General features: G+C 61.4%; 15 protein-coding genes. 10 read left to right on the top strand and 5 right to left on the bottom strand.

What is annotated here, in order from left to right; translation table 11 throughout:
• The first annotated feature begins 121 nt into the window (after positions 1-121).
• From UCMB321_RS23220 to UCMB321_RS23245, 6 genes are all read left to right on the top strand, one after another.
• The gene (locus tag UCMB321_RS23220) at positions 122-1,498 is read left to right on the top strand and encodes an OprD family porin (RefSeq protein WP_040070989.1); all 1,377 of its coding nucleotides are present in this window, start codon (positions 122-124) and stop codon (positions 1,496-1,498) included.
• Between the two features lie 76 nt (positions 1,499-1,574).
• Positions 1,575-3,170: an ABC transporter substrate-binding protein gene (locus UCMB321_RS23225; RefSeq protein ID WP_040070991.1), complete on the top strand. Its 1,596-nt coding sequence runs from the start codon at positions 1,575-1,577 to the stop codon at positions 3,168-3,170.
• A gap of 76 nt (positions 3,171-3,246) precedes the next feature.
• The gene (locus UCMB321_RS23230) at positions 3,247-4,257 is read left to right on the top strand and encodes an ABC transporter permease subunit (RefSeq protein ID WP_040070993.1); all 1,011 of its coding nucleotides are present in this window, start codon (positions 3,247-3,249) and stop codon (positions 4,255-4,257) included.
• A gap of 10 nt (positions 4,258-4,267) precedes the next feature.
• On the top strand, positions 4,268-5,179 hold the full coding sequence (locus UCMB321_RS23235; protein WP_040070994.1) for an ABC transporter permease subunit: 912 nt from the start codon (positions 4,268-4,270) through the stop codon (positions 5,177-5,179).
• A 10-nt stretch (positions 5,180-5,189) separates the two neighbouring features.
• Positions 5,190-6,158 carry an ABC transporter ATP-binding protein gene (locus UCMB321_RS23240; protein ID WP_040070995.1) on the top strand — a complete coding sequence of 323 codons (969 nt, stop codon included), beginning with the start codon at positions 5,190-5,192 and terminating at the stop codon, positions 6,156-6,158.
• Positions 6,158-7,129: a peptide ABC transporter ATP-binding protein gene (locus tag UCMB321_RS23245; protein WP_040070997.1), complete on the top strand. Its 972-nt coding sequence runs from the start codon at positions 6,158-6,160 to the stop codon at positions 7,127-7,129. Before UCMB321_RS23240 ends, UCMB321_RS23245 begins: the two co-directional genes overlap by 1 nt.
• A 139-nt stretch (positions 7,130-7,268) precedes the next feature.
• On the opposite strand, the gene UCMB321_RS23250 is transcribed toward UCMB321_RS23245, so the two are convergent.
• The gene (locus tag UCMB321_RS23250) at positions 7,269-7,490 is read right to left on the bottom strand and encodes a hypothetical protein (RefSeq protein ID WP_040070999.1); all 222 of its coding nucleotides are present in this window, start codon (positions 7,488-7,490) and stop codon (positions 7,269-7,271) included.
• Between the two features lie 244 nt (positions 7,491-7,734).
• Entirely contained in the window at positions 7,735-8,181 is a 447-nt protein-coding gene (locus tag UCMB321_RS23255) for a GNAT family N-acetyltransferase (protein WP_040071001.1), read from the bottom strand.
• A gap of 263 nt (positions 8,182-8,444) precedes the next feature.
• On the opposite strand from UCMB321_RS23255, the gene UCMB321_RS23260 reads away from it, so the two are divergent.
• Positions 8,445-8,963: a hypothetical protein gene (locus UCMB321_RS23260; RefSeq protein ID WP_040071002.1), complete on the top strand. Its 519-nt coding sequence runs from the start codon at positions 8,445-8,447 to the stop codon at positions 8,961-8,963.
• A gap of 63 nt (positions 8,964-9,026) precedes the next feature.
• Here the strand turns inward: UCMB321_RS23260 and UCMB321_RS23265 are convergent, their stop codons facing one another.
• Complete coding sequence (locus UCMB321_RS23265; RefSeq protein ID WP_040071004.1) at positions 9,027-10,610, bottom strand: peptide chain release factor 3; 1,584 nt, start codon at positions 10,608-10,610, stop codon at positions 9,027-9,029.
• 434 nt (positions 10,611-11,044) lie between these two features.
• Here UCMB321_RS23265 and UCMB321_RS23270 point away from each other — a divergent pair, with 434 nt between their 5' ends.
• A complete protein-coding gene (locus tag UCMB321_RS23270) occupies positions 11,045-12,208 on the top strand; it encodes a type III PLP-dependent enzyme (RefSeq protein WP_040071005.1) in 1,164 nt (387 codons plus the stop codon).
• Positions 12,209-12,322: 114 nt separating this feature from the next.
• Here UCMB321_RS23270 and UCMB321_RS23275 read toward each other — a convergent pair whose 3' ends face one another.
• Both UCMB321_RS23275 and UCMB321_RS23280 read right to left on the bottom strand, forming a co-directional pair.
• Positions 12,323-13,111, bottom strand: coding sequence for a tetratricopeptide repeat protein (locus tag UCMB321_RS23275; protein WP_040071007.1), 789 nt, complete (start codon positions 13,109-13,111; stop codon positions 12,323-12,325).
• A 3-nt stretch (positions 13,112-13,114) separates the two neighbouring features.
• On the bottom strand, positions 13,115-13,795 hold the full coding sequence (locus UCMB321_RS23280) for a Fe2+-dependent dioxygenase (RefSeq protein WP_040071008.1): 681 nt from the start codon (positions 13,793-13,795) through the stop codon (positions 13,115-13,117).
• Positions 13,796-14,009: 214 nt separating this feature from the next.
• Here UCMB321_RS23280 and UCMB321_RS23285 point away from each other — a divergent pair, with 214 nt between their 5' ends.
• Positions 14,010-16,277 carry a TonB-dependent receptor gene (locus tag UCMB321_RS23285; protein ID WP_040071009.1) on the top strand — a complete coding sequence of 756 codons (2,268 nt, stop codon included), beginning with the start codon at positions 14,010-14,012 and terminating at the stop codon, positions 16,275-16,277.
• A 156-nt stretch (positions 16,278-16,433) separates the two neighbouring features.
• A complete protein-coding gene (locus UCMB321_RS23290) occupies positions 16,434-18,965 on the top strand; it encodes a PepSY domain-containing protein (RefSeq protein ID WP_040071011.1) in 2,532 nt (843 codons plus the stop codon).
• Positions 18,966-18,973 lie beyond the last annotated feature (8 nt).

Below are 18,973 nucleotides of genomic sequence, written 5' to 3' on the forward strand. Positions count from 1 at the left end.
TGCTGCCGAAATTCGGCAAATCACTGCCAAGCAAACGATTGCGCAAACAAAAAGTGTCCACCACAAAAGCCGGATAAACCTAGAAAACCGGTATTAAAAAAAGAAAATAAGGAGCTTTACCTTGAAACTCTCTCACCAAGCGTTATTGGCCTTGGCCATCAGCAGCGCCACCGTGATGGCTCACGCTGACACCCAGAGTCAGGATTTCGTGCCCACAGGCCTGAATTCGACCAACGCGCAAAACGACGCCAAGGGCTTCATCGACGGCCAGAGCCTGGGCGGTACGACCCGCAACTGGTACGCCAACGAGTTGAAGCGCCGCAACGACCGCTTCACCTACGACAAACACGGTGTGCCAACCCATATTCCGCGCCGCATCAACTGGGTTCAGGGCACCATCCTCGACTACAGCTCGGGCTTTACCCAAGGCACGGTTGGCGTCAGCACTGAAGTGGCGCTCTACAACGCCATTGCCCTGGATCGCAGTCGCGAGGACATCGCCGGCGGCGGCAACCGCACCCTGGCCAACCGCCATGGCGACGCGATCGACCAGTGGAGCAAAATCGGCCTGGCCAACGTCAAGTTCCGCGTGTCGAACACCACCCTGACCGCCGGTCGCCAGAACTTCAGCACGCCGATCGTCGATGTCATCGGCAACCGCCCACTACCTTCAAGCTTCGAGGGTGTCAGCCTTCACAGCGAAGAATTCAACAACCTGTCCTTTGACGCCGCCACCTTCGACCGTGTGTCGCCGCGAACCGAAGAGAGCCTGTCCAGGTTCCGCAGCGAGTACACCAACAACGGCGCCGAGACCGACCACGTCAATACCGTCGGCCTGAACTACCAGCCGTTCAAAAGCCTGAAGACCAGCCTCTACATGGCCAACGTCGAAGACTTCTGGAACCAGTACTACTTCGGCGCCACCCACGAATTGGGCGACACCTCGGTGCTGGGCCTGACGACCGGCCTGAATTACTACAAGACGCTCGATACCGGCAAAAAGAAGATGGGCGAGATCGACAACGACGCCTACTCGCTGTCTCTCGGCCTGACCCACCAGGCCCACAGCCTGACCTTCTCCTACCAGCAAATCGTCGGTGACGAATACTTCGACTACCTGCACGAAACCAACGGTATCTACCTGGCCAACTCCATGCTGTCGGACTTCAACGGTCCGAACGAGAAGTCGTTCCAGATTGCCTATGGCCTGAACATGGCCCAGTACGGTATTCCCGGTCTGAAATTCAACATCTATGAAGTCCACGGCTGGGGCATTGACGGTACCCATTACACCGGCACCGCCTACGACGTGAAAAACCTCAACGGCGAGCACCACTACGAATATGGCATCGGTACCTCCTACGCCGTACAGAGCGGTCCGCTGAAAGCCACCTCGATTCGTGCGACCTACACCACCCACCGCGCCAGCGCGAACCAGGGTGATGGCAACATCAACGAATTCCGCGTGGTCACCACCATTCCATTCAACATTCTCTGACACCTGACTGTCCTGGGGCCGATTCGACGAATCGGCCCCAGCGTCTAATCTGGCTCAATTGATCAAGGAGGGTTACATGAAGAAGCTTCCCCTGCGTGCCGCCATCGCGGCAGCCGTGTTCAGCGTGGCGATCGGCGTTTCGGCCAAGCCGCTGGTGGTTTGTACCGAAGCCAGCCCGGAAGGTTTCGACCCGGTGCTCTACACCACCGCCGTCACCGCCGACGCCGCGGCCGAAACCATGTTCAACCGTCTGGTGGACTTCAAGCCCGGCACCACCGAGATCCAGCCGGCCCTGGCCGAAAGCTGGGAAGTCAGCCCCGATGGCCTGCAATACACCTTTCACCTGAGAAAAGGCGTCAAGTTCCACACCACCGACTACTTCAAGCCGACTCGCGAGCTGAATGCCGATGACGTGGTCTGGAGCTTCCAACGGCAACTGGACCCCAACCACCCTTGGCACAAGGCATCCACCGTCGGTTTCCCCTATTTCGAGAGCATGGACTTCCAGAACCTGCTCAAAAGCGTCGACAAAGTCGACGACATGACCGTGCGCTTCACCCTCAATCGGCCTGAAGCGCCGTTCCTGCCCGACCTGGCCATGGCCTTCACCTCGATCCACTCGGCCGAATACGCCGACCAGTTGCTCAAGGCCGGCAAGCTCGACGAGCTCAACAGCAAGCCGGTCGGTACCGGCCCGTTCATCTTCCAGCGTTATGCCAAGGACGCCCAGGTCCGCTTCAAGGCCAACCCGGAGTATTTCCGTGGCAAGCCGCCGGCGGACACCCTGGTGCTGGCCATCACTGTCGACAACAACACCCGCTTGCAGAAACTCAAGGCCAACGAGTGCCAGGTCGCGCTGTACCCCAAGCCAGACGATGTGCCGAACATCAAGACCGATCCGAACCTGAAGATCGATGAACTGGCGGCCCTGTCCACCGGCTATGTCGCGATCAACACCGAGCACAAGTACCTGAGCGATGTCCGGGTACGCCAGGCCATCGAACTGGCCCTGAACAAGCAGAACTACGTCGACACCCTGTACGGCAAGGGCAATGCCATCCCTGCGGTCAATCCCTACCCTTCGACCCTGCTGGGCTACAACACCCAGCTGAAGAACCCGGCCCAGGACCTGGACAAGGCCCGCGCCCTGCTCAAGGAAGCCGGCGTCCCCGAAGGCACGGTCATCACCCTCTACACCCGCAACGGCGGCGGCCCGACCAACCCGAACCCGCAACTCGGCGCCCAACTGATGCAGGCCGACCTGGCCAAGATCGGCCTCAAGCTCGATATCCGCGTCATGGAGTGGGCCGAAATGCTCAAGCGGGCGAAAAAGGGTGAACACGACATGGTCTCCGCCGGCTGGGCCGGTGACAACGGCGACCCGGATAACTTCCTGAGCCCGCTATTGAGTTGCGAAGCGGCGAAAAACGGCGAAAACTACAGTCGCTGGTGCAATCCGCAGTTCCAGGCGCTGATCGATCAGGCGCGCGCCAAGACTGACCCGGCCGAACGTGCCGCACTCTATGAGCGGGCCCTGGCGATCCTGCACAACCAGGTGCTGTGGGTGGACCATGCTCATCCCAAGATGTTTACCGCAATGCGCAAGAACGTAGAGGGCTACCACATGAGCCCGCTATCCCTGAACAACTTCGCCACCACCCAGGTGAAGTAGAACAACAAACGTTCGTCGGTGCCCGACCCCGGGCACTGATGGACACGCCTAACCGGCTGATGAGGTACACCACACGATGTTTAGTTTTATTGCCCGCCGACTGGGGTTATTGATCCCCACGTTTTTCGGCATCACGTTGCTGACTTTCGCGTTGATTCGCATGATCCCGGGCGATCCCGTGGAAGTCATGATGGGCGAGCGCCGGGTCGACCCGGAAATGCATGCCCAGGCGATGGAACGCCTCGGTCTTAACAAGCCGCTTTATGCCCAATATATCGACTACGTCGGCAAGCTCGCCCACGGCGACCTCGGCGAGTCCCTGCGTACCCGTACCGGCGTGTGGACCGAGTTCACCACGCTGTTCCCCGCCACCCTGGAGCTGTCCAGCGCCGCCCTGCTGTTCGCCGGCGTCTTCGGACTGCTGGCCGGGGTGATCGCCGCCCTCAAGCGAGGGTCGCTGTTCGACCATGGCGTGATGGGAGTCTCCCTGGCCGGCTATTCGATGCCGATCTTCTGGTGGGGCCTGATCCTCATCATGTTCTTCTCCGTGAGCCTGGGCTGGACCCCGGTGTCCGGACGTGTCGACCTGCTCTACGACATCGAGCCGAGAACCGGCTTCATGCTCATCGACACCCTGCTCAGCGGCCAGACCGATGCGTTCTGGGATGCGTTGCACCACCTGATCCTGCCGGCCATCGTGCTGGGCACCATCCCGCTGGCGGTGATCGCCCGGATGACCCGCTCCTCGATGCTCGAAGTCCTGCGTGAAGACTACATCCGCACCGCCCGGGCCAAGGGCCTGTCGCCGGCCCGCGTGGTGTTCGTGCATGGCCTGCGCAACGCGCTGATCCCGGTGCTGACCGTGGTCGGCCTGCAAGTCGGCACCCTGCTGGCCGGCGCCGTGCTCACCGAAACCATCTTTTCCTGGCCCGGCATCGGCAAATGGCTGATCGAAGCCATCGGCGCCCGGGACTATCCGGTCGTGCAAAACGGCATCCTGTTAATCGCCTGCCTGGTGATTGTGGTCAATTTCGTCGTGGACATCCTCTACGGCCTCGTCAATCCACGCATCCGTCACCAGCGCTGAGATCAAGATCATGAGTACTACTATCGCCTCGACCGTTGTCGATCAAAGCCTGCTGTACCCCTCTCCGTACAAGGAATTCTGGCAGCACTTCGCCAAGAACAAGGGCGCCGTCGCCGGCCTGCTGTTCATGCTGCTGGTGGTGTTCTGCGCGATCTTCGCGCCCTGGGTCGCTCCGCACGACCCGAGCGAGCAGTTCCGCGAGGCCCTGCTCACCCCGCCATCGTGGCTTACAGGCGGCCACGCCCAGTTCCTGCTGGGCACCGACGAACTCGGCCGTGACCTGCTCTCGCGGCTGATCCACGGCTCGCGCCTGTCGCTGCTGATCGGCCTGTCTTCGGTGGTGATGTCGCTGATCCCGGGCATCCTGCTGGGCCTGCTGGCCGGTTTCTTCCCGCGCGTCCTCGGTCCGACCATCATGCGCCTGATGGACATCATGCTGGCCCTGCCCTCGCTGCTGCTGGCCGTGGCGATCGTCGCCATCCTCGGCCCAGGCCTGATCAACACCGTGATCGCCATCGCCATCGTCTCGCTGCCGTCCTACGTGCGCCTGACCCGCGCCGCGGTGATGGGCGAACTGAACCGCGACTACGTGACCGCCGCGCGCCTGGCCGGCGCCGGCCTGCCGCGCCTGATGTTCATCACCGTGCTGCCCAACTGCATGGCACCGCTGATCGTCCAGGCCAGCCTGAGCTTCTCCTCGGCGATCCTCGATGCTGCCGCCCTGGGCTTCCTCGGCCTCGGCGTCCAGCCGCCCACCCCGGAGTGGGGCACCATGCTGGCCTCGGCCCGCGACTACATCGAACGCGCCTGGTGGGTCGTCAGCCTGCCCGGCCTGACCATTTTGCTCAGCGTGCTGGCAATCAACCTGATGGGCGACGGCCTGCGCGATGCGCTGGACCCGAAACTCAAGAACGCCGCCTGAGGAGATTCCCATGTCACTGCTAGAAATCAAGAATCTCAACGTTCGCTTCGGCGACCAGACCGCCGTTCCGGTGGTCGACGGCCTCGACCTGAGCGTGGACAAGGGCGAAGTCCTGGCCATCGTCGGCGAGTCGGGTTCGGGTAAATCCGTGACCATGATGGCGCTGATGGGCCTGATCGAGCGCCCCGGCATCGTCACCGCCGACGCCCTGCGCTTCGACGGCAAGGACATGCTCACGCTCAGCCCCCGCCAGCGTCGGCAGGTGGTCGGCAAGGACCTGGCGATGGTCTTCCAGGACCCCATGACCGCGCTGAACCCCAGCTACACCGTGGGTTTCCAGATCGAGGAAGTGCTGCGCCTGCACCTGAAGATGTCCGCCAAGGCCGCCCGCAAGCGCGCCATCGAACTGCTGGAAAAGGTCGAGATCCCGGGTGCCGCCAGCCGCATGGACGCCTACCCGCACCAACTGTCCGGTGGCATGAGCCAGCGCGTCGCCATCGCCATGGCGATTGCCGGCGAACCCAAGCTGCTGATCGCCGACGAACCGACCACCGCCCTGGACGTGACCATCCAGGCGCAGATCATGGACCTGCTGCTCAGCCTGCAACAGGAGCAGAACATGGGCCTGGTGCTGATCACCCACGACCTCGCGGTCGTTGCCGAAACCGCCCGACGGGTCTGCGTGATGTACGCCGGTCAAGCCGTGGAAGTCGGCCAGGTCCCGGGCCTGTTCGATATTCCGGCGCATCCGTACAGCGAAGCCCTGCTCAAGGCGATTCCGGAGCACAGCCTCGGCGCCGAGCGCCTGTCGACCCTGCCGGGCATCGTTCCCGGTCGCTATGACCGACCCCAGGGTTGCCTGCTGTCGCCGCGCTGCCCCTACGTGCAGGAGAAGTGCCGGCAGCAGCGTCCGACCCTGGACCCGAAAGCCAACAGCCTTGCCCGTTGCTTCTTCCCGCTGAATCAGGAGGTGGCGTAATGGCCGTCGTTCTTACCGCCCGCGACCTCACCCGTCACTACGAAGTCTCCCGTGGCCTGTTCAAGGGCCATGCGCTGGTGCGCGCCCTCAACGGCGTGTCGTTCGAACTGGAAGCCGGCAAGACCCTCGCCGTGGTGGGCGAATCGGGTTGCGGCAAATCCACCCTGGCCCGGGCCCTGACGCTGATCGAGGAGCCGTCGTCCGGCTCGCTGAAAATCGCCGGCCAGGAAGTCGCCGGCGCCGACAAGGCCCAGCGCAAGCAACTGCGCAAGGACGTGCAGATGGTGTTCCAGAGCCCCTACGCGTCGCTCAATCCCCGGCAGAAAATCGGCGACCAGTTGGGCGAGCCGCTGCTGATCAACACCAAGCTGTCCGCCGCCGAACGCCGTGAGAAGGTCCAGGCGATGATGAAGCAGGTCGGCTTGCGCCCCGAGCACTATCATCGCTACCCGCACATGTTCTCCGGCGGCCAGCGCCAGCGTATCGCCCTGGCACGGGCGATGATGCTGCAGCCGAAAGTGCTGGTGGCGGACGAACCGACCTCGGCGCTGGACGTATCGATCCAGGCGCAGGTGCTGAACCTGTTCATGGATCTGCAGCAGCAGTTCAACACCGCCTACGTGTTCATTTCCCACAACCTGGCGGTGGTGCGTCACGTCGCCGACCAGGTGTTGGTGATGTACCTCGGCCGGCCGGTGGAAATGGGCCCGAAGGAGGACATCTATGCCCGTCCCCTGCACCCCTACACCCAGGCACTGCTCTCGGCGACACCGGCGATCCACCCGGATCCGCTGAAGCCGAAGATCAAGATCGCCGGCGAGCTGCCCAACCCGCTCAACCCGCCGCCCGGCTGCGCCTTCCACAAGCGCTGCCCGTACGCCACCGAGCGTTGCAGCACGGAAGAGCCGGCCTTGCGCCTGCTCGACACACGCCAGGTAGCCTGCCACTACGCGGAGCAATTCCTCGGCTGACAGGCACAAAAAAGCGCTCTCCTGTGTAAGCGAGAGCGCTGAAAGGGGTGAATCCAGCCCTTTGCACCAAGAGAGCTATTCGCTTGGCGCAAAGGGCTTTTTCATTTGAGTTGCACAGATCCGCTGTAACGGCGGGACCTCAGCCCTGGGTATCGTCTTCGTCGCTGCTGTCGTCGCTCGAACCGTCGTCCTTGCTGTCGTCAGGCTTGGTATCGGCTGCATAGAGCATATGCGTCGGGGCCTTCGAAACAGAAACCGCCCCATGATCCGACACCGTATTACTGGCCCAGGCACCTGAAGCCCCCACCATCAACAGCACCAGTACCTTGATCAGCAGCACGCCGCGTTGAAAGATTTTCATCGTTGCTTCCGTCCCTCGTGGATAAGTCACAAGCACCTTGCAGCCGACTTCAAGAAGGCAACCGCAACTTGTCTGAACCTAGTCGGGTTGAACCGACTTTTCCATACTGGCCAGATGAAAACTGCTGGTTGGCGATAGAATTATTCAGACTGATAATTAGACCCAAAGGGCATAAAGGTCTTCTCAACAGCGTTTCTCAACACCACCATCCCTGGGCAATCTTTCTGTGTGCGGGGCATCTTCACTACAATTTGTCCGAAGACAGGACATCGAAACGCTTTTGCATAAAAAACCTGTCATGTCCGGCGACCGGATAATCCTTAAGTTCGCCGAATATGCTGAAGCCAAGCCGGAGGTAAAAATCCGGCGCTTGGAAGGAGAAGGTATCCAGCCAAATACCTTGGCAGCCTTTCTTACGGGCCAGCGTCTCCGCCATGCTCATCAACTTCGACCCCATTCCTTGCCCTCGGGCGATCTCAGGCACAACAAGCAACTCAACGAATAGCCACTGTCCGGAAATTTTGGCGTATAAACCACCCTGGCTATTGCCCGTTTCATCCTGGATTAAGAGCGCAATTTTTTCGACTCCCACCCGTCCGGTATGTGCCTGGTTGTATTCGCTCAACGGTGCCAGAATTGCTTGGTAATCGGCTTCTTGAGGCGCTTCTTTTATCTCGACCCGTAAGTTCACAGCTCTCTCCCTAGGCTCTGTACAAAAAATACTGTCGCAAAGATAGCAGCGAACAGACCAGCGTGACCATGGCTGAAAAATTTTCTAGGCAGCAAAGCTTTCCGAGACCGAGGCTGAACGGCGAGTACATCCAAAATAGAAACAAACCTCAAACAATCAAGAAAACACCTACACAACAAATCCAATCCCCCTGACAGCTTTCACTGGCCTCGGAGAAATATATTCCTCTATCCTTCAGCCAGATTTCTGGAAGTGCATAATAAATGCGGCCTAACTCCTATACCTGCCTTTTCGCCGCTCTGCTTTCAACCGTTGCACAGGCTGACGACTTGAGCGTAAAAGAAGAGCTGATCAGTCAGTTCAAAGAAGCCACGAACCGCTATCACAAAAAATCCGACGACTGCCTGCTGCAGGAAAAAACCAAAACAGCCATCACGCCAAACGACCTTAGCCCTTTCAAAAAATCAGAAGCGGTTATCCTGCTTGGAACAGAAATAAGGCAGCGGCTCAAAACCTGCATAGAAGCTGAAGAAAGTATAGCTATCCGCAAACATCTGGAGTTATTGGACCATCTGACATCAAAAGAAAAAAACTCTGCCGACTTCAACACCTACAGCGAAATACTCAGCACTTATTTTGGCATAGACGACAATTTCGATAGAGAGCGCCACGAAAAATATAAGAAAATCGCTCAAGCTGAAAGAGATAAGTTTCTCGCCCTCACGAAAGACAAAAACCTTCAGGTCAAACTCACGCCACTCATAGAGCATCTGACAGACTAATCAGCGCTTAATAAAAAAGGCAAAACACTCATGTTTTGCCTTTTTCATATCACTTCTTTCTATTTAGTGATGTTCGCGGGTCGCGCGGAATTTCACGTCCGGCCAGCGCTCTTCCATCAGCGCCAGGTTGACCCGGGTCGGCGCCAGGTAGGTCAGGTGACCGCCGCCGTCCAGCGCGAGGTTCTCCGCGGCCTTGGCCCGCAGTTCTTCCAGCTTCTTCTTGTCGCTGCAATCGATCCAGCGCGCGGACCACACGGTGATCGGCTCGTACGAGCACTCGACCTTGTATTCCTCTTTCAAGCGACTGGCAACCACATCGAACTGCAGCACACCGACGGCACCGAGGATGATGTCGTTGCTGCGCTCGGGGAAGAACACCTGGGTCGCGCCCTCTTCCGCCAACTGCTGCAAGCCCTGGCGCAGTTGCTTGGACTTGAGCGGGTCACGCAGACGCACGCGACGGAACAGCTCCGGAGCAAAGTGCGGAATACCGGTGAAGCCCAGGGCCTCGCCTTCGGTGAAGGTGTCGCCGATCTGGATGGTGCCATGGTTGTGCAGGCCGATGATGTCGCCGGCATAGGCCTCTTCCAGTTGCTCACGCTCGGAGGAGAAGAAGGTCAGCGCGTCGCCGATCCGCACGTCCTTGCCGGTACGCACGTGGCGCATCTTCATGCCCTTGTCGTACTTGCCCGAACAGATGCGCATGAAGGCGATCCGGTCGCGGTGCTTGGGGTCCATGTTCGCCTGGATCTTGAACACGAAGCCGGAGAACTTCTCTTCCACCGGCTCCACGGTGCGCTCGTTGGCCACCCGGGCCAGTGGCCTCGGAGCCCAATCGACCACCGCATCCAGCACGTGGTCCACGCCGAAGTTGCCCAGGGCGGTACCGAAGAACACCGGGGTCAGTTGGCCGTCGAGGAATTCCTGCTGGTCGAATTCATGGCAGGCGCCCTGCACCAGTTCCAACTGGTCAACGAAACGCTCGTACTCGTCGCCCAGATGCGCACGGGCCTCCGGCGAGTCGAGCTTGTCGATGATCTTCACCTCGGTGCGCTCATGCCCGTGACCGGCGGTGTAGACGATGATGTAGTCGTCGGCCAGGTGGTACACGCCCTTGAAGTCGCGGTAGCAGCCGATCGGCCAGGTGATCGGCGCGGCCTTGATCTTCAGGACGGCTTCGATCTCGTCGAGCAGTTCGATCGGGTCGCGGATATCGCGGTCCAGCTTGTTGATGAAACTGACGATCGGCGTGTCGCGCAGCCGGCAGACGTCCATCAGGGCGATGGTCCGTGGCTCGACGCCTTTACCGCCGTCGAGGACCATCAGCGCCGAGTCGACCGCGGTCAGGGTGCGGTAGGTGTCTTCGGAGAAGTCTTCGTGGCCCGGGGTGTCGAGCAGGTTGATCATGTGCTCCCGATACGGGAACTGCATGACCGACGTGGTGATCGAGATACCCCGTTGCTTTTCCATTTCCATCCAGTCGGAAGTGGCATGGCGGTCGGACTTACGGGATTTCACCGTACCGGCCACCGCGATCGCCTTGCCCATCAGCAGGAGCTTCTCGGTGATGGTGGTTTTACCGGCATCGGGGTGGGAAATAATGGCGAAAGTGCGGCGTTTCGCGACTTCGGCGGCCTGGTGGGTCATGGGAAATCGCCTGGCATGTGAGTCAAAAAAGGGCAGCGATTATAGCCTAAGTCGATGGCAGAACCGAACCGTTGAGCTCCTGACGGATGGCTGAAGACTGTTTTTCACGGAACATCAGACTGTCATCCGGGTCAGTTACACAATGACTGATCCGGGCCGCGCGACGGACGCGTGCAAAAACGCGACATTTTTAGTTGATCTCAAGCCCCTCAAGTCCTAAAGTTCGCGCCGAACGTCCATGCTGGAAACGATCCATCCGGCTCAAGTACTGACGACGAGACAGCAAGGCCAAGCGCAGTAGCTTTCAAGCGACCCGAATGGCCTTTTTGCTTTCGGCGACATGCCTTGGGAAGTAGGCGAACCAAAGTGGGGATACGGAGGACGTTCATTTGCACCCATTGATAGATCACGTTTGCCACTAGGAGCCCCACCGTATGTCGATTCAGGTCGAAGACTATTTCGCGCGCGAAACCTTTCAGAAAATGAAGGCGTTCGCCGACAAGCAAGAAACCCCGTTCGTGGTCATCGACACCCAGATGATCGCCCAGGCCTACGACGACCTGCGTGCAGGCTTCGAATTCGCCAAGGTCTACTACGCCGTCAAGGCCAACCCGGCCGTCGAAATCATCGACCTGTTGAACGAAAAGGGTTCGAGCTTCGACATCGCCTCGATCTACGAGCTGGATAAAGTGATGAACCAGGGCGTCAGCCCGGATCGCATCAGCTACGGCAACACCATCAAGAAATCCAAGGACATCCGCTACTTCTACGAGAAGGGTGTGCGCCTGTACGCCACCGACTCGGAAGCCGACCTGCGCAACATCGCCAAGGCCGCACCGGGCTCGAAAGTCTATGTGCGTATCCTGACCGAAGGCTCGACCACCGCCGACTGGCCGCTGTCGCGCAAGTTCGGCTGCCAGACCGACATGGCCATGGACCTGCTGATCCTCGCGCGCGACCTCGGCCTGGTGCCTTACGGCGTGTCCTTCCACGTCGGTTCGCAACAGCGCGATATCAGCGTCTGGGACGCGGCCATCGCCAAGGTCAAGGTGATCTTCGAACGCCTGAAGGAAGAAGACGGCATCCATCTCAAGCTGATCAACATGGGCGGCGGCTTCCCGGCCAACTACATCACCCGTACCAACAGCCTGGAAACCTACGCCGAGGAAATCATCCGTTTCCTCAAGGAAGACTTCGGCGACGACCTGCCGGAAATCATCCTGGAGCCAGGCCGTTCGCTGATCGCCAACGCCGGGATCCTGGTCAGCGAAGTCGTGCTGGTGGCGCGTAAATCGCGTACCGCCGTCGAGCGCTGGGTGTACACCGACGTGGGCAAATTCTCCGGCCTGATCGAAACCACCGACGAGTCGATCAAGTTCCCGATCTGGACCGAGAAGAACGGCGAAGTGGAAGAAGTGGTGATCGCCGGTCCGACCTGCGACAGCGCCGACATCATGTACGAAAACTACAAGTACGGCCTGCCGCTGAACCTGGCGGCCGGCGACCGCCTGTACTGGCTGTCCACCGGCGCCTACACCACCAGCTACAGCGCCGTGGAATTCAATGGCTTCCCGCCGCTGAAATCGTTCTACGTGTAATACGCCGTACCGCTGAAACGCGCGCGGGCATACCGCGTGCTGTTCCCGAAAGGCCCGTGAATCCTCACGGGCCTTTTCTATTTACAGGCTGCAAAACTTTTCGGCGTCTGAGGGTCAAGCCACCAGCGCCTGCAACGCCGCCTGGTCGGTTTCATCGCCCAGCAGCGCCGCCCGCTGGTGGTAGTCCAGCGCCAACGCGCGGATCTCGGGATGCGGCGCCGCCAGCAAGGCCTGGCGGCCGACCCGCAGGAACTTCAGGTTTCCACCGGCCAGCGACTGGCGCAACCAACCCCGCGCCTGGTCGATCTGCCCCAGGTCCGCCAGCACCGCCGCATAGCTGAACTGCCCGCGAAAGTCGCCGCCCTCGGCCGACAACCGATACCACTCGCAAGCCGCCACGAGATCGGCCGGACAGAAACGCCCGTCCTCCAGATAACGCCCCAGCAGGTTCATCGATTTGGCATGCCCGAGTTCGGCGGCGTGCCGGTAGCAGGCCAGCGCCGCGACCTGATCCTCGGCGACCCCACGCCCGGTCGCCAGCAGATTGGCATAGTTGTACAAGCCCCAATCCAGCCCGCCGTCGGCGGCCAAGCGGTATTCCCGCGCCGCCGCCCGGGCGTCGGGCTCACAGCCCCAGCCATGCTCGAGGCAACGCCCGAGCATATTGCGCGCCATCAGGTGACCGCCATCTGCCGCAATACGGAACCAGCGCAAGGCCAGCGCCGGGTCCTGCTCGATGCCCTGCCCGTCCAGCAGGATCTGTCCCAGCAGCGCCTGGGCCTCCAGCACGCCCTGGCCGGCCGCCAATAAAACCGCCTGGGCCGCCCGGGCCGGATTCTCTTCGAGCATGGCCTTGAGCGAATCGCCGTCGAGGACTTCCTCGCGTCGCAGATGAAAGCCCATGGCCTACACCTCGACCCAGCGGCGCAACAGGTTGTGATAGGTCCCGGTGAGCTGGATCAGCGCCGGATGATCGGGAACATCGCGGGTCAGGCTCTGGATCGCCGCGTCCATCTCGAACAGCAAGCTGCGCTGGCTGTCCTCACGCACCAGGCTCTGGGTCCAGAAGAACGCGGCATAGCGGGCACCGTGGGTCACCGCGTTGACCTTGTGCAGGCTGGTGCCCGGATAGAGCACCAGGTCGCCGGCGGGCAACTTGACCTGGCGGGTGCCGAAGGTGTCCTGGATCTCCAGTTCCCCGCCCTCGTATTCATCCGGATCGCTGAAGAACAGCGTGGACGACAGGTCGGTGCGTACCCGCTCCGGATTGCCCCGGGGCTGGCGCACGGCGTTATCGATATGGAAATCGAAACTGCCACCGGCCGTGTAACAGTTCAGTAACGGAGGGAACACCTTGTGCGGTAACGCCGCTGACATGAACTGCGGATTTTTCCACAGCCGCTCCAGCAGCGCCGCGCCGATTTCCTGTGCCAGCGGATGGCCCTCCGGCAGTTGCAGGTTGTGCTTGGCCTTGGCCGACTGATAGCCGGCCGTCACCTTGCCGTCGGCCCAATCGGCCTGTTTCAGCGCCTGGCGTATGCGCAGCACCTCTTCACGGGAGAACAAGCCGGGAATGTGCAGCAGCATGGTCGGTACCTGAAAGCGAAAGAGCGTCAATGATATTGATTCTTATTGTCACTGTAAAACCCTATCCGCCGCAGAGACCAACCAGGACGTAAAAACCGCAAAGGGAAAGTGTAAAGAACGCAAACCAAGAGCAAATAGCAATGTATCTCATTTGATACAGATAATCGTTTGCTCTATATTCCGCCGCCTTGAAACCCTAGGGAGGGAACGTCACATGTCACGTCAACAACCGCATCTTCCAGTCAGTTCGCCACGTCTGCTCGCCTCGGCGATGGGCGTGGCCATCAGCGCCGCGTCCGCCGCGCAGATGGCGCAAGCGGCCGAGGACACTGACGGCAAGAGCCAGCGCAACAGCATTGCGTTGGACGCCACGAGCGTGACGGGGCAAGACCAGGAGTCGACTTCCTACCAGGTGGAAAAGGCCTCCTCGCAGAAATACACCGCACCGCTGGCGGACACCCCACGCTCAGTGACCGTCGTCCCGCAGCAGGTGCTCAAGGACACTGCCGCCACCTCCTTGCAGGATGCCCTGCGCACCGTGCCCGGCATCACCTTCGGTGCCGGTGAAGGCGGCAATCCGCAAGGCGATCGTCCGTTCATTCGTGGCTTCGATGCCCAGGGCGACACCTATGTCGACGGCGTACGCGACACCGGCGCGCAATCGCGGGAAATCTTCGACGTCGAATCCATCGAAGTCAGCAAGGGCCCGAACTCGGCCTTCGGCGGTCGCGGCTCGGCCGGCGGCAGCCTGAACCTGGTCAGCAAACAGCCCAAGCAGCAGGACTTCACCAATGGCGGCTTCACCTATGGCTCCGACCAGACCCGTCGCTACACCCTGGACGTGAACCGCCAGTTCCTCGACAGCGCCGCCTTCCGCCTGAACCTGATGAACCACGAGCAGAACGTCGCCGGTCGCGACGCGGTCAACTACGACCGCTGGGGCGTGGCGCCGTCGCTGAGCTTCGGCCTGGGCACCCCGACCCGGGTCAACCTCAGCTACTACCATATGCAAAGCGACGACCTGCCGGACTCGGGGATTCCCTACGGCTACGGCTCCAAGGCCGGCAACGCCGCCCATGTGCACGACAAGCCGACAGACGGCGGCAACAGCAACAACTTCTACGGCCTGAAAGACCGCGACTTCCGCAAGACCCGCGCCGACATCAGCACCTTCTCCATCGAGCACGACCTGAACGACTCGATGACCCTCAAGAACACCCTGCGCCACGGCAACACCGGCCAGGACTATATCCTCACCCAGCCGGACGACAGCCAGCACAACGTCAACCAGTACGGCAACGTCTGGCGCCGGGCCAATACCCGGGTCGGGACCACGACCACCACCACCAACCAGACCGACCTGTTCGGCGAGTTCCATGCACTGGGCTTGAAGAACAACTATTCCACGGGTCTGGAATTCAGCCGCGAGCAAAGCCGCTACAGCGGATACAGCGTGTCGAACAACAGCGCCGTGAAATGCCCGGTGGGATCGGCACCGCCGTACTGCACCTCGCTGTCCAACCCCAACCCGAACGATCCCTGGACCGGTACGGCAGTACGCAACTACGCCTTCACCGACTCCAACGCCGACACCCGTGCCGCGTACGTTTTCGACACCATCGAACTCGATCCCAAGTGGTTGTTGAACGCCGGCCTGCGCTACGACAGCTTCGAGACGCAGTCCAAGACCGCAGCCACCCACCTGAAGAACGACAGCCACTTCTTCAACTGGCAGGCCGGCCTGGTCTGGAAGCCGGTTGAAAACGGCAGCGTCTATGCGTCCTACGCCACCTCGGCGACACCACCCGGTGCCCTGGTGGGCGAAGGCTCCGACGGCAACCCGCTGTCGGCCGGCAACTCCACCAGCGACCTGAAGCCGGAAGAAACCGTCAACTATGAGCTGGGTACCAAGTGGGATGTGTTCCACAACCGCCTGTCCCTGACCGCTGCGGTCTTCCGTACCGAGAAGAAGAACACCCGGATCCTGGTGGACCAGCTCATCTATCGGAACGCCGGTGAATCCCGTGTCGACGGTATCGAACTGTCGGCCAGCGGCAAGATCACCGACAAGTGGCAAGTGTTCGCCGGCTACAGCTACCTGGACAGCGAGCTGGTGGACCCGGGCTTCAACGGTCGTAACGGTGTGATCAGCGCCGGCTCGGCCAAAGGCAACCAGATGCCCAACACGCCGAAGAACAGCTTCAGCCTGTGGACAACTTATGAAGTGCTGCCGAAGTTGACCGTCGGGGGTGGTGCCTTTTATGTCGATCAGGTCTACGGCGACAGTGCCAATACCGTCTATGTCCCGGCCTACACCCGCTACGACGCCATGGCCAGCTACAAGCTGACCCGGAACGTCGACCTGCAGTTGAACGTCCAGAACCTGACCAACGAGACCTATTACGACAAGGCCTATGCCGCCCACTTCGCCAACCAGGCGCCAGGGCGGACCGCGTTGTTCACTACCAGCTTCCATTTCTAAAGGGTCAGCGCCGACATTGACCCAAGCCCCGCTCATGCTCATGAGCGGGGCTTTTCATTACACGAAAAATATCCCGAATATGAATTCGTCGCATTCTCATAAACACACGGCATAATACGCGCCGTAAGAATCACTTCGATAGAGCAAGGCGATCCCGTGTTGAAAAAGACACTGTTCCAATTGCACTGGCTGTTCGGCATCACCGCCGGGCTGGTGCTGGCCTTCATGGGGATCACCGGTGCCCTGGTGTCCTTCCAGGACGAACTGTTGCGCCTGCTCAATCCCAGCGTCCTGCAACTTGAGGTGCCGGCGCACGGCGAGGCGCTGCCCCCGGCCGAACTGGTGCGCAGGCTCGAAGCCCGCGAAGGCAAGCGCGTCGCCATGCTCTGGGTCGAACCCCATGGCGACAGCGCCGCGCGGGTCGCCTTCACAGCCCCGCCCGGCGAGCACCGTGGGCAGATGCGCTACTTCGACCCCTACACCGCCGACTACCAGGGCGACGCCCAGGGCCAGGACTTCTTCGGCCTGATGCTGCAGCTGCACCGTTTCCTCGCCATGGGCGACAGCGGCCGGCAGATCACCGGCGCGTGCACCCTGATGCTGGTGTTCTTCTGCCTCTCCGGACTCTATCTGCGCTGGCCGCGCCAGGCCCTCGACTGGCGGGCCTGGCTGACCTTCGACCGGGCGAAAAAAGGCCGCGCCTTCAACTGGAACCTGCACGCGGTCGCCGGCACCTGGTGCCTGCTGCTCTACCTGCTGTCGGCGCTGACCGGGCTGTCCTGGTCCTACGAGTGGTACAGCAACGGCCTGAACAAACTGCTGGCCGACTCGCCACTGCAACAACGTCGCGGCGGACCGCGTACGCCGCCGCCCAGCGGGCCAACACCGGGCGCCGACTACGACGCCATCTGGGCCAGCCTCCAACGCGCCGCGGGCCCCGACCTCAGTGCCTACAACATCCGCATGCCGGCCATGGCCGGACAACCGGCGACGGTCTACTACCTGCTCAAGGATTCGCCCCATGAGCGCGCCCTCAACCAGATCAACCTGAACCCGCTCACCGGCGTCATCCATGACCATTTGCGCTACGCCGACCAAAGCTTCAAGGCGCAGCTGCTGACCAGCCTTTACGCGCTGCACGTCGGCAGTTACTTCGGGGTCATCGGCCGGATCCTGCTGACGCTGTCCAGCCTGAGCATGCCACTGTTCTTCGTCACCGGCTGGCTGCTGTACCTGGATCGGCGGCGCAAGAAACGCCAGGTGAAGCAGGCCCGCCAGGAGCTGGAACCGCATCGCGACGACCGTTCGGCCTGGTTGATCGGCTTCGCCAGCCAGAGCGGTTTCGCAGAACAGCTGGCGTGGCAGAGCGCCGGCCAGTTGCAGGCCGCCGGCTTGCCGGTGCGGGTCCGGCCTCTCGCCGACCTCGATGAACGGGACCTGCGCGAATCGGCCCATGCGCTGTTCGTCGTCAGCACCTTTGGCGACGGCGAAGCGCCGGACAGCGCCCGCGGGTTCGAGCGCAAGGTGCTCGGCCGGCCACTGTCCCTCGATAGCCTGAACTATTCGGTGCTGGCGCTCGGTGATCGGCAATACCCGCACTTCTGCGGTTTCGCCCGACGCCTGCATCACTGGCTGGAAGAGCGCGGCGGCACGCTCCTGTTCGCCCCGGTCGAAGTCGACAACGGCAGTCCCTATGCCCTGCGCTACTGGCAACAGCAGCTCAACCAGTTGACCGGCGGCGCTCCCCCGGTGACCTGGCAGGCACCGAGTTTCGCCACCTGGACCTTGCGCCAGCGCGAACTGCTCAATCCGGGCAGCACCGGTTCCGGCGTCTACCGGCTGGCCCTGACGCCCGAGACGCCCACCCCATGGCAGGCCGGCGACCTGGTGGAAATCCGCCCGCGCCAGAGTGCCCTGGCAGTGGAACATTTCCTCGCCGGGCTCGGGCTTGATGCCGACAGCCCGGTGCAACTCGACGGCATGCAGGAAAGCCTCGCCCAGGCCCTGGGCGGACGCCAGTTGCCGGAGAATCGGGTCCATCTGCTCGGCCTGCATGCCCAGGCACTGGTGGACGCGCTGATACCGCTGGGCCCGCGCGAGTACTCCATCGCGTCCATTGAAAGCGATGGGCAACTGGAACTGCTCGTGCGCCAGGAACGCCATGCCGATGGCAGCCTGGGGGTGGGTTCCGGGTGGCTGACCGAGCATGCGCCGCCGGGAGCAGGCATCAGCCTGCGGGTGCGGCGCAACAGCGGTTTCCATCTGCCGGTGGCGCCCTGTCCGTTGATCCTGTTGGGCAACGGTACGGGCCTGGCGGGTTTGCGCAGCTTGCTCAAGGCCCGTATTGCCGATGGCCAGCGCGACAATTGGTTGCTGTTCGGCGAGCGCAATATCGCCCACGATTTCCATTGCGCGGAGGAGTTGATCGGCTGGCTCGCCAGCGGTGACCTGGCGCGACTGGACCTGGCATTTTCCCGCGACCAGGCGGAGAGAATCTATGTCCAGGATCGTCTGCGTGACGCGGCGGATGAACTGCGCAAATGGCTGGCGGCCGGCGCGGCGCTGTATATCTGTGGCAGCTTGCGGGGGATGGCGGCGGGGGTCGACCGGGTGTTGCTGGAATTGCTCGGGGCCAAGGCCGTCGAGGCATTGATCGAGCAAGGGCGTTATCGGCGGGATGTGTACTGAGGCTCGAT

The sequence above is a fragment of the Pseudomonas batumici genome (assembly GCF_000820515.1).
Lineage (GTDB): Bacteria > Pseudomonadota > Gammaproteobacteria > Pseudomonadales > Pseudomonadaceae > Aquipseudomonas > Aquipseudomonas batumici.

What these genes read in the sequence shown, in the direction of transcription:
- UCMB321_RS23245 (WP_040070997.1), top strand. Translation starts at nt 6,158, where the DNA reads ATGGCCGTCGTTCTTACCGCCCGCGACCTCACCCGTCACTACGAAGTC.
- UCMB321_RS23235 (WP_040070994.1), top strand. Translation starts at nt 4,268, where the DNA reads ATGAGTACTACTATCGCCTCGACCGTTGTCGATCAAAGCCTGCTGTAC.
- UCMB321_RS23285 (WP_040071009.1), top strand. Translation starts at nt 14,010, where the DNA reads ATGTCACGTCAACAACCGCATCTTCCAGTCAGTTCGCCACGTCTGCTC.
- UCMB321_RS23240 (WP_040070995.1), top strand. Translation starts at nt 5,190, where the DNA reads ATGTCACTGCTAGAAATCAAGAATCTCAACGTTCGCTTCGGCGACCAG.
- UCMB321_RS23225 (WP_040070991.1), top strand. Translation starts at nt 1,575, where the DNA reads ATGAAGAAGCTTCCCCTGCGTGCCGCCATCGCGGCAGCCGTGTTCAGC.
- UCMB321_RS23250 (WP_040070999.1), bottom strand. Translation starts at nt 7,490, where the DNA reads ATGAAAATCTTTCAACGCGGCGTGCTGCTGATCAAGGTACTGGTGCTG.
- UCMB321_RS23230 (WP_040070993.1), top strand. Translation starts at nt 3,247, where the DNA reads ATGTTTAGTTTTATTGCCCGCCGACTGGGGTTATTGATCCCCACGTTT.
- UCMB321_RS23275 (WP_040071007.1), bottom strand. Translation starts at nt 13,111, where the DNA reads ATGGGCTTTCATCTGCGACGCGAGGAAGTCCTCGACGGCGATTCGCTC.
- UCMB321_RS23260 (WP_040071002.1), top strand. Translation starts at nt 8,445, where the DNA reads ATGCGGCCTAACTCCTATACCTGCCTTTTCGCCGCTCTGCTTTCAACC.
- UCMB321_RS23270 (WP_040071005.1), top strand. Translation starts at nt 11,045, where the DNA reads ATGTCGATTCAGGTCGAAGACTATTTCGCGCGCGAAACCTTTCAGAAA.
- UCMB321_RS23265 (WP_040071004.1), bottom strand. Translation starts at nt 10,610, where the DNA reads ATGACCCACCAGGCCGCCGAAGTCGCGAAACGCCGCACTTTCGCCATT.
- UCMB321_RS23280 (WP_040071008.1), bottom strand. Translation starts at nt 13,795, where the DNA reads ATGCTGCTGCACATTCCCGGCTTGTTCTCCCGTGAAGAGGTGCTGCGC.